General features: G+C 72.2%; 12 protein-coding genes. 6 read left to right on the plus strand and 6 right to left on the minus strand.

Going from position 1 to position 16,660, the window contains the following annotated elements; translation table 11 throughout:
- The 4 genes from QQM67_RS26655 to QQM67_RS26670 form a co-directional block, all read right to left on the minus strand.
- Positions 1-2,871 (minus strand): penicillin acylase family protein, encoded by a 2,871-nt coding sequence (locus QQM67_RS26655; protein ID WP_314177248.1) that lies wholly within the window; start codon positions 2,869-2,871, stop codon positions 1-3.
- Positions 2,872-3,050: 179 nt separating this feature from the next.
- Entirely contained in the window at positions 3,051-4,580 is a 1,530-nt protein-coding gene (locus QQM67_RS26660) for a pyridoxal phosphate-dependent decarboxylase family protein (RefSeq protein ID WP_314177493.1), read from the minus strand.
- Between the two features lie 61 nt (positions 4,581-4,641).
- Positions 4,642-6,135 carry an MFS transporter gene (locus QQM67_RS26665; protein ID WP_314177250.1) on the minus strand — a complete coding sequence of 498 codons (1,494 nt, stop codon included), beginning with the start codon at positions 6,133-6,135 and terminating at the stop codon, positions 4,642-4,644.
- 233 nt (positions 6,136-6,368) lie between these two features.
- A complete protein-coding gene (locus QQM67_RS26670; protein WP_314177251.1) occupies positions 6,369-7,547 on the minus strand; it encodes a cysteine desulfurase family protein in 1,179 nt (392 codons plus the stop codon).
- A 283-nt stretch (positions 7,548-7,830) separates the two neighbouring features.
- Here QQM67_RS26670 and QQM67_RS26675 point away from each other — a divergent pair, with 283 nt between their 5' ends.
- Entirely contained in the window at positions 7,831-9,129 is a 1,299-nt protein-coding gene (locus QQM67_RS26675) for a hypothetical protein (RefSeq protein ID WP_314177253.1), read from the plus strand.
- Positions 9,130-9,142: 13 nt separating this feature from the next.
- Here the strand turns inward: QQM67_RS26675 and QQM67_RS26680 are convergent, their stop codons facing one another.
- Complete coding sequence (locus QQM67_RS26680) at positions 9,143-9,904, minus strand: Clp protease N-terminal domain-containing protein (protein ID WP_314177255.1); 762 nt, start codon at positions 9,902-9,904, stop codon at positions 9,143-9,145.
- A 100-nt stretch (positions 9,905-10,004) separates the two neighbouring features.
- Between QQM67_RS26680 and QQM67_RS26685 the strand changes: the two genes are divergently transcribed.
- Positions 10,005-10,817, plus strand: coding sequence for a prepilin peptidase (locus tag QQM67_RS26685; RefSeq protein WP_314177256.1), 813 nt, complete (start codon positions 10,005-10,007; stop codon positions 10,815-10,817).
- A gap of 93 nt (positions 10,818-10,910) precedes the next feature.
- Here QQM67_RS26685 and QQM67_RS26690 read toward each other — a convergent pair whose 3' ends face one another.
- Positions 10,911-11,387, minus strand: coding sequence for a Dps family protein (locus tag QQM67_RS26690; protein WP_314177258.1), 477 nt, complete (start codon positions 11,385-11,387; stop codon positions 10,911-10,913).
- Positions 11,388-11,595: 208 nt separating this feature from the next.
- On the opposite strand from QQM67_RS26690, the gene QQM67_RS26695 reads away from it, so the two are divergent.
- From QQM67_RS26695 to QQM67_RS26710, 4 genes are all read left to right on the plus strand, one after another.
- Entirely contained in the window at positions 11,596-12,531 is a 936-nt protein-coding gene (locus QQM67_RS26695; protein ID WP_314177260.1) for an alpha/beta fold hydrolase, read from the plus strand.
- Positions 12,532-12,742: 211 nt separating this feature from the next.
- Positions 12,743-14,047 carry an acyltransferase family protein gene (locus QQM67_RS26700; protein ID WP_314177262.1) on the plus strand — a complete coding sequence of 435 codons (1,305 nt, stop codon included), beginning with the start codon at positions 12,743-12,745 and terminating at the stop codon, positions 14,045-14,047.
- Between the two features lie 159 nt (positions 14,048-14,206).
- Positions 14,207-15,328, plus strand: a complete 1,122-nt coding sequence (locus QQM67_RS26705; protein WP_314177263.1) for a cellulase-like family protein — start codon at positions 14,207-14,209, stop codon at positions 15,326-15,328.
- A gap of 37 nt (positions 15,329-15,365) precedes the next feature.
- Positions 15,366-16,649: an MFS transporter gene (locus QQM67_RS26710; protein ID WP_314177265.1), complete on the plus strand. Its 1,284-nt coding sequence runs from the start codon at positions 15,366-15,368 to the stop codon at positions 16,647-16,649.
- Positions 16,650-16,660: the final 11 nt, after the last annotated feature.

The following is a 16,660-nucleotide window of genomic DNA, read 5'->3' on the forward strand; positions in this document are numbered from 1 at the left end:
TCAGCGGCGGGCGGGGAACTCCACCACCTGCTGGTAGGTGGGCCGGTTCTGCCAGGCGATGCGCGGGACGGTGATGCCGCCCATCGCGCGGTGCACGATCGAGTCGGCGCACACCTGGTCGCCGGGATCGCACTCGTCGTCGCCCGGGTAGGTCTCGTCCGCCGGGGTGGCGACCGCGTCGGCGAGCGTCGTCAGGAGAGTCTTCCTGCACTTCGCGAGTGAACCGCCGCCGCAGTAGCGCCTGTCGAGCGGCGAGCCGACCTTCTCGCCCTGCACGCTCCGCAGGTCCTTCTGGACGAACGACCACCAGCCGTGCTGGAACGACGAGCCCTTGTGCGGTTGGCTCGCCCCGACTCCCCCGCCCGCGTCGCCGCCGCCGTTCTGCCCGCCGGACGGCGACTCGTTGACGGGCGCGACCGAGGTGAGCGACTTGTACAGCCCCTCGCCGAGCTCCGGCTTGAACTCGCCCTCCACCAGCAGCGGCCACCAGGCGTCCAGCACCCGTACGGCCTCGGCGTGTTCGTACGTGCCGTCGTCCTTCGCGGCCTCGCGGCGCAGCGATCCGGACTTCTCCCAGGCCCGCAACTCCTCGACGGCACGCGCCACTTCGGGGTCGCTCACCTCGGACGTCCCGATGACGTCGAGGAGTTCGGGGAGAACCTTCTCCGCGCGCAGGTCGGCGACCGCCGCCTCCTCCATCGCCTGGACGAGCCCGGCACGCGTCACGGAGCCCTTCTTCACGAGCGCGGAGACCCTCGCGTCCAGCAGATCGCCCCTGTGGACCGAGCCGTTGCCCCAGCCGGCGGAGTAGCTCTTCGCCTGCTTGTTGTTCCAGTTGACGTAGTAGTCCTGGTCGGTGGAGTGCGGATGCTCCGAGGGCGGCGTGACGGCCGAGGTGTTGGCCTCCGGGTCCCAGTCCTTCCACTCGTACGCCTTGGCCGCGCGTATCGGCTGGTCGGGGTCGGTGTTCTTCGAACGGACGGGATTGTCACCGGAGTTGTAGAACGCGGTCTGATCGGCGTCGGCGTAGAACCAGTTGAAGGTGTAGCCGATGTCCTGCGCGGCGCGCTGGAAGCTGCGCGCGGACGTGATCGCGGACGGGTCGTTGAACTTCTGGAAGCCGATCACCGAGTCGGCGTCGTGGTGGTAGGTCGAGCGCAGCGCGGTGAAGGCGACCGGCTTGCCGTCCACCTTCCCCGTGTGGCTGACGAGCCCGTACGCCGAGCGCAGGCTGACCACGTCGTACGAACCGGCCTTCGTGCCGTCCGCGAGGGTGGGCTTCCACTCGTTGTGCCGGGACAGCCGCTCGAACGGCGTGCACTTCCCGCGCAGCATGTAGCTCTTCGAGTCGGTCGTGGGCTCGGCGCCCGACTTCTCGCAGAGTTCGACGGCGAAGGTGTCGGTGATGTCCTGGCTCGCGGACGTGGCGCTCCAGGAGTAGTCGAGACCGCGGCCGAGTTCGACGTAGAAGCTGAGGCCCGGGAAGGAGGCGCCCCGCGAGCGCAGTCCGGGTCCGTCCAGCTCCTGCACCATCAGGATCTGCGGCGAGTAGTAGCCGGTCTGCGGGCCGAAGACGGCGACCGGGTTTCCGGACGCGGTGTGCTTTCCGGAGACCATCAGGGCATTCGACATGCCGCGCTTCGCGGTGATGAGGTCGCCGGGCAGGACGCTCTTGTTCGGGCTGCCGGTCTTCTGGCCGGTCCCCCGGCCGCTCGTCTTGCCGCTCGTCTGCGGGCTCTCGCTCTTGGGGCTGCCGGTCTTCTGGCTGCCGCCCGTGCCCTCTTCGTTCTGCGAGTGGTCGTACGCCGTGACCGAGCCGCTCTCCGGAGTGGCGACGCCACGGGGCTCGGCGGGCGACTCCGCGTACGGAAACTCCTTGCCGGGCACGGTCGTTGTCGCCTCGGTGTCGTTCTGGGCCCGCCACGCCTTGTACGCCTTCTCGCCCCCGGCCTTTCCGTACTGCCCCTGGAAGGCCAGCTTGGCCAGGGCGTTGCCGACCTCGCCGCCGCCTCCGTTGCCGAAGATGGCACCGATGACCGACGCGATGGCGACGACGTCCGTGACCGTGAAGTCCTCGATCTTCGAGCCGTGACCGGTCAGCACGTACTCACCGGGGTAGTTCAGCGCGCCGACCGTGTCGTCGATGTAGGCGTTGATGCCGCCGACGTAGTCCTGGATGTCCCGGTACGCCTGCGCGCCGCGTTCGCCGGAGCCGCGTATCCGCTCGACCTGACGCTTGAGATCGGCCTCCGTGTACGGGGCGACGGCCCAAAGGCTCTGCTCCAGCTCGCGGTTGCCCTCCGCGCCGCCCGCGAAGGACGACAACTCGCCGTGCCCGACGTGCCGGAGGACGTCGATCAGCCACAACCGGTCCTGCCCCGCCGCGTATCCGGCGCCGAACTCGGTCCCGGAACGGGTCGTGCCCTTGATGTGCGGGGTGCCGGTGGACTTGTCGCGCGTGATGGTGACGTCGGAACGGGGCGACGTGACGCTCTCCACCTCGTCCTCGGGCACCCCGAAGGAGGCGTCGTTGTAGTAGTCCGCCAGCTTCTCGTCGCTCAGGCCCGAGTACTCGTGCAACAGCTTGTCGTACGGGCCGAGTTGGTCGGCGGAGTGCTTCGGGCGCGTGCCGATGGCCTTGTGCAGCAGTATGGCCGCGAGGGTGGCGTGTCCGTTCTCGCCCGCGGGGAGGATGTCCCGGCACTGGCCCCGGCAGGGGTCGGCGGCCCGGGCCGCGGGCCCGCCCTCCGACGCGAACGCCGGTGAGCTGCCGACGAGCGGGGCGAGAAGTGCGGCCACGGCCACGGACGCGAGTGCGGCGCGCACCTTCGAGGAGCGCCTTCTTCCGGACGACGCACGGGAGTTGATCACCGGTATCTCCTGTGGGGGGTGAGATGCGGCAGCGTGCGACGAACGTTAACCCTCGTTACTACCCCTGGGTAGAGGCGCGGACGGCGGTACTCACACACGGCGCAAAAGAGCCGCTTCCCGCTGCTGAAGCGCAGGTGCGGGAAGGGTGCCGTCTCACCCGGGCCTGCTGACGGGGCCCGTCAGATCCGGAAGATCGAGCCGACGTACTCCGCCAGCAGCCGCTCCTTCAGCTGCACGGGCAGCGCGTCCAGCAGGGCGAGCACGGGAGCCATGCGCACCGGGGCACCGCCCGCACCTGTGCCGGGCCCTGCGCCGGAACCTGAACTGGCACCTGTGCCGGGGTCGCCGCCCGCGCCCGCGCCGAGCCCGGCGTACGCGAGCACCTCGGCGACCTCGTCCGGGCCGAGCGTCGCGGGGTCGATCGCCTCGGCGAGCCGTGCCAGCTCCGGGTCCACGCCCACCGGGGTGAGCGCGCGTGCGGCGGTCAGCGCCTCGCGGAGGTCGGCGAGCAGCGCGTCGACCCGGCCTGCGGTGGCCGGGGTCAGGGTGAGGTGCAGATTGGGCGGCATGCCGTCGAAGCCGAGCTGCGGCTGGAGGTACCAGCCGCGTATCCGCATCTCGTCGGCCAGGTGCAGGACGAGGCTCAAGTCGCCCTCGCCGTCCGCCGGTTCGGCGCCCTCCGGTGCGTCCAGCGTGAAGGCGACGAGCCCCGCCGAAGGCCGCCCCAGCACCCGTACGCCCTCGATGCCGCCCAGCCCCGCCAGCAGCCGGTCGGACGCCCCGGCGACCTGCCGCGCCAGCCGCGTGTAGCCGTCCTCGCCGACGTGCCGCAGCACCGCCCACGCCTGCGCGAGCAGGCCTGCCGGCTTCGTGCCCTGCACGGTCGGATTGACGACGGGATAGCCCGGCCACGCGGCGTGCGCGAAGTACTGGAACCGGCGCAGCTCGGCGTCCCGGTAGAGCACCACGGACGCGCCCTTGTCCGTGTACCCGTACTTGTGCAGGTCGACGGAGAGGGAGGTGACGCCGGGCAACGTCATCTCGAACGGCGGCACCTCGCGTCCCGCGCGGCGCAGATACGGCAGCAGCCAGCCCCCGATGCACGCGTCGACGTGGCACAGCACGCCCTGCTCCTCCGCGGCGGCGGCGATCCGGGCGACCGGGTCGACGACGCCGTGCGCGTAGGAGGGCGCGGAGGCGACGACCAGCGCCGTGCTGTCGTCGATCGCCGCGGCCATGGCCTCGGCGTCGGCGCGGTAGGTCTCCCGGTCGACGGGCACGACCACCGGTTCCACGCCGAGGTACGCGGCCGCCTTGTGGAAGGCGGCGTGCGCGGTGGACGGCAGGACCATGCGCGCCTCGCGCACCCCGCGCGCCACCCGCGCGTGGTCGCGCGCGGTCTTGACCGCGAGCAGGATGCTCTCGGTGCCTCCGCTGGTGAACGTGCCCTGGGTGCCGGGGGCGCCGAGCAGTGCGGCGGCGCTGCGCACGATGTCGTTCTCCAGCCGGGCGACGCTCGGAAAGACCGTCATGTCGAGGCCGTTGACGGTCGCGTACGAGGCATAGGCCGCGGCCGCGAGCTCGTCGAGCCCGTCCAGGCCGGCGTCGTAGACGTACGCGAAAGTGCTGCCGCCCCGGGTGGGCGCGTCGGCGTCGCGCAACGCCCGCAGTCCGGCGAGCACTTCGGGGGCGGGACGGCCCTCGGGCAGGGCGCCGCCGCCCGCTCCGTCCGGGTCGGGCGCGGGTTCGGCGGGCGGGCGGGGCGCGTTGTCAGCCGGCACGGTCGGTCTCGTCCTCCGGAAGTCCGTGATCCTCATCGGTCTTGGGCGCGGGAGCCGGGTCGGGAGCAGGGGCAGGGCCGGGTGCTGCGCCCGGAGCGGGGTCGGTGCCGGGAACGGGCCCGGCCGCGGGCACCGGGTCTTCCCGGTACCGGTGCAGCAGCCACACGCTCACCAACGCGAACGCGGCGGGCAGCAGGCTCATGCCGAGCGTGATCCCGGTCAGCGCCGAACCGGGCTGGTCGACGGCGTGCGCGGCGTCGGAGGACCGGAACCCGCTGACGGCCAGTACGGCGGCGAAGGCGCCCGCGCCCAGGGCGAAGGCCAGCGTCTCGGAGGCGGTCCACAGCCCGGTGAACGTCGCCGCGCGCTGCCGCCCCGTACGGGCGACGTCGTTCACGAGGTTGTCGGCGAGCATCCGCAGCGGCAGCAACTGGAGCCCTCCGTAGGCGACTCCGACCAGGGCCACCGTCGCGTACGCGGGCCACGCGCCGCCCCACGGCGTCAGGACGAGCACCACGGTCGCCGCGAAGAAGAGCCAGGAGGCGCAGAACTGGGCGTACTTGACTCCCCGCGCCCGCGCGATCCGGTTCCACACCGGCATCACGATGGCCAACGGGCCGATCAGGCAGACGAACAGGGGCGTCACCGCGTTGGCCGATCCGAGGACGTACGTGGCGAAGTACTGGACTCCCGCCAGCATCACGCCGACCGCCAGCGCCTGCGCCGTCCACATGCCCGCGAGGAAGAGGAACGGCTTGTTGCTGCGGGCCGCCGTGAGCTGGGCGCGCAGCGACGGCTCGGCCGTGGTGTGCTTCACCGCCGGCGCCCCGCGCGTGCCCCACCACGCCGCGAACATCCCGCCGGCAAGCAGGACGGCCACGGCCGCTCCCATCAGCCGGTAGCCGCCTGGGGTGTCGCCGTCCGCGTGGGCGATGACCGGAGCCACCGCCCCGGAGAGCAGGATCGCCACTCCCAGGAACCCCACGCGCCATGCCAGCAGCCGCCCGCGCTCGCCCGAGTCGTCCGTCATCTCCGCGGGCATCACCACGTACGGGACCTGGAAGACGGCGTACGCGGTCGCGGCCAGCATGAAGAAGACGGCCACGTAGGCCGCGGCGGCCGTGCCGCGCAGCGGAGGGGCCGCGAAGACGAGCGCGAACAGCGGGGGAAGCGTGCAGGCGCCCGCCAGCAGGAACGGGCGGCGCGGCCCTCCGCGCAGCCGGCTGCGGTCGCAGACCACCCCGACCACGGGGTTGATCAGTACGTCCCACACCTTGGGGATGAACAGGGCGATGCCGGCGGTCGCGGCCGGCACGGCCATCACGTTGGTGAGGTAGTAGAGCAGCAGCAGTCCGGGCACGGTCGCGAACGTCCCGGTGCACAGCGAGCCGAGCCCGTATCCGGCCCGCACGGCGGCGGGGAGCGGCGTGGCACTCGCGCCGCGGTCCGGCGCGGGCGCGTGCTCGCGGGACACACCGCTCACTGCGCCTCCTTCGGTGAACGCGGATCACGGTGCCCCGGCCTCACTCGCGAGGCGTCGCGGGGGACGCGGTACGTGCCCCGGGAGCTTCGCGTGCGTACGTGGTGCCCGGGGCCGCCCGGCCCCACTTCCGATTCTTCCGGCCGGTGCGGGCAACGCACCGGTGAGGCGCATCAGTCAACGGCACAATCGGGCCCTAGTCCAGACCTTGATCCGGTGCCCTGCCCGGACGCCGCTCAGCTCAGCCCCGCGCCGCGGGCCCGCTCGACCGCGGGGCCGATCGCCGTGGCCAGCGCCTCCACGTCCGCCTCGGTCGAGGTGTGCCCGAGGGAGAACCGCAGCGTGCCCCGCGCGAGATCCGCGTCGGCGCCGGCGGCGAGGAGGACATGGCTGGGCTGGGCCACACCCGCCGTACAGGCGGAGCCCGTCGAGCACTCGATGCCCTGCGCGTCCAGGAGCAGCAGCAGCGAGTCGCCCTCGCACCCGGGGAAGGAGAAGTGCGCGTTGCCGGGGAGCCGGCCCGCCGGGTCCGGGTCGCCGTTGAGCACCGCGTCGGGGACCTCCGTACGGACCCGCTCGATCAGCTTGTCCCGCAGGGCGCCGATGTCGCGCTCGAACTCCGCGCGCCGCTCGGCGGCGAGCTCCGCCGCGGTCGCGAAGGCGGCGACGGCGGGCACGTCCAGCGTCCCCGAGCGCACGTCGCGCTCCTGGCCACCGCCGTGGAGCAGCGGTACGGGCGTCTGCTCGCGCCGCAGCAGCAGCGCGCCCACCCCGTACGGGCCACCGATCTTGTGTCCCGTCAGCGTCAGCGCCGCGAGCCCGGACGCGGCGAAGTCCACCTCGGCCTGGCCGACGGCCTGCACCGCGTCGGCGTGCAGAGGTACGCCGAACTCGGCTGCGGCCTCGGCGAGTTCGGGCACGGGCATGGTGGTGCCGATCTCGTTGTTCGCCCACATCACGGTGGCCAGCGCGACGCTGCCGGGGTCGCGTGCGATCGCGTCGCGCAGCGCCCGCGGGTGCACGCGCCCGTACACGTCGACGGGAAGCCACTCGACGTCCGCGCCCTCGTGATCGGCGAGCCAGTGCACCGCGTCCAGGACGGCGTGATGCTCGACGGGGCTGACGAGAATCCGCGTGCGGGCCGGGTCCGTGTCCCTGCGCGCCCAGTACAGACCCTTGACCGCGAGGTTGTCGGCCTCCGTGCCGCCCGCCGTGAAGACGACCTCGCTGGGCCGCGCCCCGAGCGACGCGGCGAGCGCCTCCCTCGCCTCCTCGACGGTGCGCCGGGCGCGGCGCCCGGACCCGTGCAGCGAGGACGCGTTGCCGGTGACGGCGAGATGGGCGGTCATCGTCTGCACCGCCTCGGGAAACATGGGCGTCGTGGCGGCGTGATCGAAGTACGCGGAGCGAGCCATGATTCCTCGATTCTACGTACGCATGGAGGCGCCCGAGCACGCCGGGAAGGACGAGGGCACGGGCGCGGTCACAGTGCGGCCACGGTGCGGGATGCAGCGGTCCGCACCCCGCTCTGCTGTTAATGTTCCAGGCACCGCCACCGGAAGTACGGGAATGGGCACGGCCCGTACCAACCACCGTGTGTGCGGCGGTATTCCACACAGCGCCACAGAGCGGCACGGGGACGCCACGGGCTCCACGGAGCGCGCGGGCACAGAAGAACAGAGGCAGGGGGGCGGGGCGATGCCACAGGTGCGGGTGCTGGGCAGAGGTGCGCGGATCACCGGGGGGATCTTCTGTCTCCTCTTCGCGCTGCACACATGGATCTGGGTGCTGCGCGACGTGCTGGAGCTCGGCTTCGGCGATACGTGGGACGTGTGGACGGGGGCCCTGGGCCCCGGTGCCGGCGCGGGCGCCCTCGCGGACATTCCCGCGACCACCACCGTCGATGCCGGGCTCGGCCTTCTCCAGCTCGCCGCGGCCTTCGCCGCCTTCACCGGCGCCTGGGCGGCCGGCGGTCTCATGGCCGTGACGACCTTGCTGACCTTCTCCTACCGGCTGCCGGTGATCTGGCACGCGGGGCTGCACTCGGAGTCCTCGCCGTACTACGCGCTGCGGGGGTTCTTCAACGACCCGTCGGTGGACGCCGCTTGGGTCAGCTGCGCCTTGACGGTGTTCCTCTGCGCGCCGCTCGCGATCGTGCTGATGGCAGGGGTGCGGCCCTGGACGGGGCGCCCCGCGCAGGCGGCACAGCCGGGCCATCCGGCACAGCCGTACGAGCCGCCGCTGCCCGGCGAGTCACCCCAGCGCCCGACCCGGGCGCACGCGGTCGTGGCGGCCGTCCTCCTCGGCGTGCTGGTGCTCTTCAACGCCGGCTGGAACATCCAGACGATCTACACCTCCGGCGGCGGCACATGGCTCCGGCTCTTCACCGGAGAGGGCACCGTCTCGACGCTGCTGGACGTGTCTCCGGCCTGGGAATGGCTCACGCTGATCGTCGTGTGCGGTACCGGCGCCGTGCTGGCGATGGCCCGTACGGTCTCCGCGCGCGGCTTCTCGCTCGGCGTCGCGATCCTGCTGCTGCCGCAGGCGCTCACCTTCCTGTGGGGCTACCTCGACGCGGGGACCTTCTTGGAACTGGGCGATGTCGCACCGGTCAGCGGCCTCTTCGGGCGGGTGCAGCTGCTGATCACGCTGGCGGGCACCGTGACGCTGATCGTGCTGGCGATGCGCCCCGGCGTCCCGGCCCAGCCCGCGCCCGTGCCGTTCGGCAGCGCCGTACCCTTCGGGCCGCCGCCGGGGCAGGCGCCGGTTCAGGCCCAGCCGTACGTTCCGCTCCAGCCGGGCCCGGGCGCCGCCGGGCCCGCTCCGGCAGGCCCGGCGTACGCCTATCCCCCGGCGCAGCCCGCGGGCGGACCGCCGGCCGGGCCGCCGCCCAGCGGACCGCCGGCTGCGCCTCCGCCACCGGTCGCGCCACCGGCCTCACCGCCGTCCGAAAACGGCCCGGGCGGCGGCACGTTCGGGCCTCCGCCCGTGTACTGACACGCACGCGGTGTCAGGACTGCGGCGGCTCCTCACCGCCCCCGCCCCCGGCGATTTTCTGGAGGGCACTGGTGATCTCGGCCTCGGCGGCCGCCTTGTCGATGCCGAGGCCGGTGAGGATGCCGTCGCCGTCCTCGAACTCCAGCAGCGCGAGGAGGATGTGCTCCGTACCGACGTAGTTGTGGCCGAGGCGCAGGGCCTCGCGGAAGGTGAGCTCCAGCGTCTTCTTGGACCCGCCGTCGAACGGGATCAGTTCCGGGACGCTGTCCACTGCCTCGGGCAGCGTGCCCGTCGCCGCCGTGCGCACCGAGTCGAGGGAGACGCCCTGGGCGGTGATCGCCTTCGCCCCGAGGGCCTCCGGTTCGTGGAGGAGCCCGAGCACCAGGTGCCCGGGAAAGATCTCCGTGTTGCCCGCCTTGCGGGCCTCGCTCTGGGACGCCACCACGACCGTCCGCGCGCGCGGCGTGAACCGGCTGAAGTTCTGCGCGAAGTCGAGATCCGAACCCTCCCCGCCCGCCGGGGACTTGGGTACGAAGCGTTTCTGGGCCGCCTGCCTCGTGACGCCCATGCTCTTGCCGATGTCCGTCCAGGACGCGCCCGAGCGGCGGGCCTGATCCACGAAGTGGCCGATGAGATGGTCGGCCACTTCGCCGAGGTGGTCCGCGGCGATCACGGCGTCCTGGAGCTGGTCGAGAGTGTCGGAGTGCGCTTTCTTGATGGCCTCGATCAGGTCGTCGAGCCGTACCCGGCCGGCCATGGGAACAGGATCAGTCATGTGGCAACCTTAGGTTGACGCTCAGAGGACTGTCAACCATTGGTTGACATCCCGACCCTGCCCGTACTGTACGTCCCCTCCGTCCCAGGGAGTGACGCCGATGCCCGTACTTCTGCCCTGGGTCGCCGTGTGCGCGGCTGCGTACGGGGCTCTCGCCGGGTCTCTTCTGCCGCGCGCCGCCTACCGGTTGGCCGTGCCTCCGGAGACGCCCCGCCGCGAGCAGTGCCCGGCGGGCCACGACCTCGCGGGCCCGCTTCGCGGATGGCTCGGCCCGGCGCGGTGTCCGGGATGCGCGGCGGCGGTGGCCGCAACGGGCCACGGGGCAGCGGAGGTTGACGAAAACCCCGGCCGGGCGGCCCCCTCGGCCGCGTACGGTCCCTCGACGTCGTTCTTCACGCTCGTGACCGCGTCCGTCTGCGCGGCGCTCGCTCTATGCGTGGGCACACGGCCCGAGTTGGCCGTCTGGCTGCTCACCGTCCCCTTCGCGCTGCTGCTCGCGTCGGTCGACACGCGTGCCCAACGCCTCCCGGACATACTGACGTTGCCGCTCGCGGCGGCCATGGCCGTACTGCTCGGGCTGGCGGCGCTCGCACCGGGCGCGGGCGGCGACTGGACGGATGCGCTGCTGGGCGGAGCCGCCCTCACCGGCGCCTACTTCGTCCTCTTCCTGCTCAACCCCCGCGGAATGGGCTTCGGCGACGTGAAGCTGGCCCTCACCTCGGGCCTCGCCCTCGGCTGGTACGGCTGGAACACCCTCTTCGCCGGCACGTTCCTCGCCTTCCTCCTCTCCGCCACCTTCGGCCTCGCCCTGCTCCTCACAAAGCGCGCCCGCTGGAAGACAGCGGTCCCCTTCGGCCCGTTCATGCTTCTGGGCACGCTGGCGGGCGTCCTGGGGGGCGGCCTGGTGGCGTGAGGCCGACGCGGCGGAGGCGAACAGGCGCGCCCCGCACCCCGCGAGGGCGTCGCGGGGCGCGGGGCGTCGACCCGGTCTACGTGCCGGCCGGCCTCAACTGCCGTTCTCCGCCTGGAACATCCAGTGGTGCTTCTCAAGATCCGCCGTGAGCCGGATGAAGATGTCCTGGGTCACCGGGTCCGGTTCGGCCACCGAGGCCATGCGTTCTCGGGCGCGGGCGATGACCGACTCCAGGGACTGCACCATCGCGCGCACCGCGTCGGTGTCCTTCTGCCAGCCCTCCGTCACCTTGTCGATCCCGCTCGTCGCCGACACCGTCGTGGAGCGGCCGTCGGGGGGCAGGCCGAGCGCGGAGGAGCGCTCCGCGACCGTGTCCGAGTACGAACGCGCCGTGGAGACGACGTCGTCGAGCTGGAGGTGTATCGAGCGGAACCGCGGCCCGACAACGTTCCAGTGGATCTGCTTGGCGACGAGGGAGAGGTCGACGAGGTCCACTAGCGCGCCCTGCAAGGCCTCGCCGACGGTCTTCAGGTCGCCGTCCGGGAGTGTGCTCTTCACTGCGTAGGTCACAACCGTCTCGCTTTCTCTCGGAAGGCCCTGTATTTCGCCTCTTCCGGGTAACCGCATGAGCGCGCGCGATTCATGCCGTCCAGCGCGTCGCGGGAGCCGCTGTCCGCGGAGCCGTGGAGGGCGGACGCACACCGCGCAGGGCCGGTCGCACAAGGCGACCGGAGGGTGCCGCGTGCACGGGCGCCCGCCCGTCGCGGAGACTGTGCGCATGACGGAGCGGACGACCGAAGGCCCTGAAGACGCGAGAACCCCGGAAGCGCCGGAGGCGCCGGAGACCCCGGACGGCCTCGCCGACTGGGCGAGCGCCCTGGACCGTACGTACGAGAGCGCGTCCGGCACGGTCCGGTGGGGGCGGCTCGGCCCCGCGGACGGTCCCCCCGTGGTGCTGCTGCACGGGACTCCGTGGTCGTCGTACACCTGGCGGGGCATGGCCCGGGCGCTCGCGCAGCGGTTCCGGGTCCACGTATGGGACATGCCCGGGTACGGGACCTCGGCGAAGTACGAGGGTCAGGACGTCTCGCTCGCCGCCCAGGGGCTGATCTTCGCCGAACTGCTGCGCCACTGGGGCCTGTCGGACGGTGCCGGGCCCCGACCGGCGGTGCTGGCCCACGACTTCGGCGGGTGCGTCGCGCTGCGCGCGCATCTGCTGCACGGGGCACAGTACGAACGCCTCGCGCTCGTCGACGCGGTGGCGCTCGCGCCGTGGGGATCGCCCTCGTACCGGCTGCTGGGCGGCCACGCTGAGGTCTTCGGGCAGTTGCCGCCGGCGCTGCACGAGGCGCTGGTGCGGGCGTACGTCGGCTCGGCGAGCGCGCGGGACCTGCCCGAGCGGGTGCTGGACGGGCTCGTGGCTCCGTGGCTGGGCGCGGCGGGGCAGGGCGCGTTCTACCGGCAGATCCGGCAGAACGACCAGCGGTTCACGGACGAGATCGAGGGACGGTACGGCGAGATCGAACTGCCCGTCCTCGTCTGCTGGGGCACGGCCGACACCTGGATTCCGGTCGACCGCGCGCACCGGCTGGCCGGGCTGATCCCCGGCGCCGGGCTCCGGCTCGTCGAGGGTGCGGGGCACCTCGTACAGGAGGACGCACCGGCTCAACTCGCGGCCGCTCTCGTGGACTTCGTGGGGCCCGCTCAGGCGTAGAGCGCCACGGAGGCCGGGCCACCGGCCGTCGCAGAACGCAAAAGGTACCCGCAACTCCCCCTCGCCCTTTGCGAAATCGCTGCATCGTACAGAAAAACTCCGGACTCCGGTTTCCGCTCCTAGCGTGCGGCAGATGCTTCAGGCCGGTATCGAACGGGCGCCGCTCCCCCCGCAACGTGCTGAACCAGCCTCCGCCGAAGGCGGGTTACCGGTGGCGCCTGACAGGACGGACGGGACGGACTCGGCGAACGGAGGGGACCCGGCGGACGGGACCGACGCGGGGGTCAGAGCCGCCCCGGCGGAGAGGGAGCAGGCGGGGCAGGACGAGGGCCCGTCACGGGACCCGTTCCTGGACAACGCGAAGTACCTCACGATCGTGCTCGTCGCCATCGGGCACACGTGGGCGCCGCTGACCACCGGCAGCCGCTCGACCAGCGCGCTGTACTACCTGCTCTACACCTTCCACATGCCGGCGTTCATCATCATCTCCGGCTACCTCTCGCGCGGCTTCGAGTGCCGGCCGCGGCAGATCAGGCGGCTGCTGACCGGTCTCGTCGTCCCGTACGTCGTCTTCCAGACGCTCTTCACGTTCTTCATGCGGTGGGCCGCCGACGACCCGGACCGCGAATTCAGTTACCAGGAGCCGGCGTTCGCGCTCTGGTTCCTGCTCGCGCTCTGCCTGTGGCGGCTGACGACGCCCGTGTGGAGGGTGCTGAGGTGGCCGCTCCCCGTCGCCCTGGCCGTGGCCGTCGCCGCGAGCGTGACGCCCACCGTCAGCAACGACCTGGGCATGATGCGCGTGGCGCAGTTCCTGCCGTTCTTCGTGCTGGGGCTCCGACTGCGGCCGGAGCACTTCGAGTCGGTGCGGCGCCGCGTCGTACGGATGCTCGCGGTGCCGGTCGCGGCGGGCTCGCTGGTGGTCTCGTACGCGGCTGTGCCGTATATCTCCGGGGCTCCGTTCCTGCACGACAAGGACGCGCAGAGCCTGGGGCTTCCGGCGTGGCTGGGAGCCGTGATGACGCTCACGGCGTTCGGCTGCGCGCTGGTGATGACAGTGTGCTTCCTCGCCTGGGTGCCCGCCCGCCGGATGTGGTTCACGTCGCTCGGAGCCGGAACGCTGTGCGCGTATCTGCTGCACGTCTACCCCATCGAATACGCCAAACAGATGGGCTGGTTCGAGCACGAGGGGGCGCAGCATCCCCTCGACCGCTTCGCCATCACGGTGCTCGCCGCGATGATGATGACCCTCCTCTGCACGGCGCCGGTGCGGCGCGCCCTGCGCTTCGTACTGGAGCCCAGGGCACGCTGGTTCTTCACGCCGCAGGCCAACGGCTCCGGGACGAGCGCGCCTTGGGGGCACCACCCGGGCCTTCAGGCCCAGGGGGAGAGCGCGCCGCAGCTGCCGCCCGCTCCGTCCGCGCGCCGGCCAGAGCTGCCCCCGGGGTCCTCGGCACCACGGCCACCGGAGTCCGCCGGAACCGGAGAGGTCCGCCCAACCGCGCGCGACGGCCCGTAGGTTGTGCCGTCACGCGCCGCTCCGTCAACTCGCCCGGCGGTGGCCCGAATCAGGTGCCGCCTTCTGGTTCCCGGCGGGAATCGCCGACTAGCGTGCCCCCGGCATCGAACGCGGCTCCGCGAGCGGGCCGCGCAGGGACGCGTCGCACGAGGGGCCGAGATGGACCGGGCGAGGACTCCGTACGCGATCACCATGTGGGACTTCTCCTGGCTGGAGCGCCGCTGGCCCGGCGCGGGCTACGAGGACTGGGACCGGGCCCTCGACGAGCTCGCTGACCGCGGCTACGACGCGGTCCGGATCGACGCCTATCCGCACCTGCTCTCCGCCGGGCCCGACCGGGCGTGGGATCTTCTGCCCGTGTGGAACCAGCACAGCTGGGGCGCGCAGTCCGCGGTCACCGTGCGGGTCGGCCCCGAACTCGCCGGATTCGTACGGCGGGTGAGGGATCGCGGGCTGCGCGTGGCCCTCTCCTCCTGGTACCGGCAGGACCGCGAGGACCTCCGCATGCGCATCGCGACGCCGCGGGACCAGGCGGCCGTCTGGTCGGACACCCTCGCGTACCTGGACCGCGCCGGTCTGCTGGACGCCGTCCTCTTCGTCGACCTGTGCAACGAGTTCCCGCTCCCGATGTGGGCCCCGTATCTCTACGGCACCGACCAGGGGCCGGGGCACCGGCGGAGCTCGCCCCTCGTCGCGGAGTGGATGCGCGAGGCCGTCGGCACGCTGCGGCAGTCCTGGCCGGAACTGCCGTACACCTTCTCGTTCACGGGTCAGTACGACGATCTCGCGGACCAGGACGTCGGCCCGCTCGACCTGCTCGAACCGCATGTGTGGATGGCCATGCCGGGGACCACCGACTTCTACGAGGAAGTCGGCTACCGCTTCGAGCGGTTCGACCCCGCCGGCTACGACAACCTCGTCGCGCACGGCAAGCCGGCCTATCTCGCCCGCCAACGGCACTACGACGAGCTGCTGTTCGGGCAGATCGACGACATCGCCGCGTGGTCGCGCTCCGTCGGCAAGCCTCTCGTCACCACGGAGTGCTGGTCGGTCGTCGACTACAAGGACTGGCCTGGGCTCGACTGGGACTGGGTGATGGACCTCAACGCCCGCGCCCTCGAACGCGCCGCGGCGACCGGGCGCTGGAGAGGGCTGGCGACGTCCAACTTCGCCGGCCCGCAGTTCGCCGGGAACTGGCGGGACGTCGCCTACCACCGGCGGCTCACGTCCCTGATCAAGAAGTCCGTCCTCGACCCGGACCTCGCCGGCTCCGCCCCCTGAACGGGCGGTTCGGCTGCGCCGAGACGGGAGGGAACCCATGGCAGAGCATCTCGTCGGACGTCCCGGGAGCGCCACGCCGGGTGAGGGAAGACCGGTCCCGTGGAAGGTCGTCGGGGCCCTGGCCCTGGCGCAGCTCGGCCTGTTCATCGGGGTGCTCGCACCGGTCACGGTGAGCATGGCGATCAAGATGCAGACGCTCTTCCCGGGCAGCGCGAAGGCTTCGGCGTCCTCGCTGGCCGCAGTGCTGTCGGTGGGCGCCGTCGTCGCGATGCTCGGCAGCCCGGCCTTCGGACGGATCAGCGACCGTACGACGTCACGCTTCGGACGCCGGCGCCCATGGCTGCTGGGCGGGGCGCTCGCCTTCCTGGCCGGGCTGGCCGGTGTCGCGTGGGGGCCGTCGGTTCCGGTGGTGCTCGTCTCGTGGGCGTTCTGCCAGCTGTGCGTCAGCTGCTCGTTCGCGGCGCTGATGGCGGTCATGGCCGACCTGGTGCCGGTGGCCCAGCGCGGCAAGGTCTCGGGCGTGCTCGGCGCCATGGCGAACGCGGCGCCGCTGGGCGGCGCCTATCTCGCGCCCCTGTTCGCCGACGACATGGCGCTGCTGTTCCTCGTCCCGGGGGCGATCGCGGCGCTGTCGGTGCTCGTCTGCGTGGTCGTACTGCCGGACCCTCAGGTCGCGACGGCCCCGCCGCGGCCGGGCCTCGCGTACTTCGTGCGCTCGTTCTGGGTGAGTCCCCGCAGGCACCCGGACTTCGCGCTGGTCTGGCTGGGGCGGTTCCTGATCACGCTGGCGTCGTTCATGTTCATCACGTTCCGCCTCTACTTCCTCCAGGACCAGCTGAACATGAGCGCGCAGAAGGCGAGTTCCGTCCTCGCGAACGGCGTGCTGGTCTACACGGCGGGCCTGATGGCGGCGAGCTACGCGGGCGGCAGGCTGTCCGACCGGCTCGGCCGGCGCCGCGTCTTCGTCGCGCTGGCGACCGTGCTGTTCGCGGCCGGACTGGTCGCGCTCGCGGCCGTCTCGACGATCGGCCAGTTCTACGCGGTGGAGGCGATCATGGGCGTCGCGTTCGGCGTGTACGTCGGTGTCGACATGGCGTTGATCATCGACGTGCTGCCCGATCCGGAGGAGACCGCGAAGGACCTCGGTGTCTTCAACATCGCGAACGCGCTGCCGCAGTCGCTCGCGAGCGGCGCCGGCCTGTTCCTGCTCACGCTCGGGGCGTCGGGCGGCAGCGACAACTACCCGGCCCTGTTCTGGGGCGCGGGACTGATCGCCGCCGTCGGCGCCGTGCTCGTGATGTTCGTACGGAGCGTCCGGTGACAGGACGGAAC

This window comes from Streptomyces winkii, from assembly GCF_032248595.1.
Taxonomy (GTDB): Bacteria; Actinomycetota; Actinomycetes; order Streptomycetales; family Streptomycetaceae; genus Streptomyces; species Streptomyces winkii.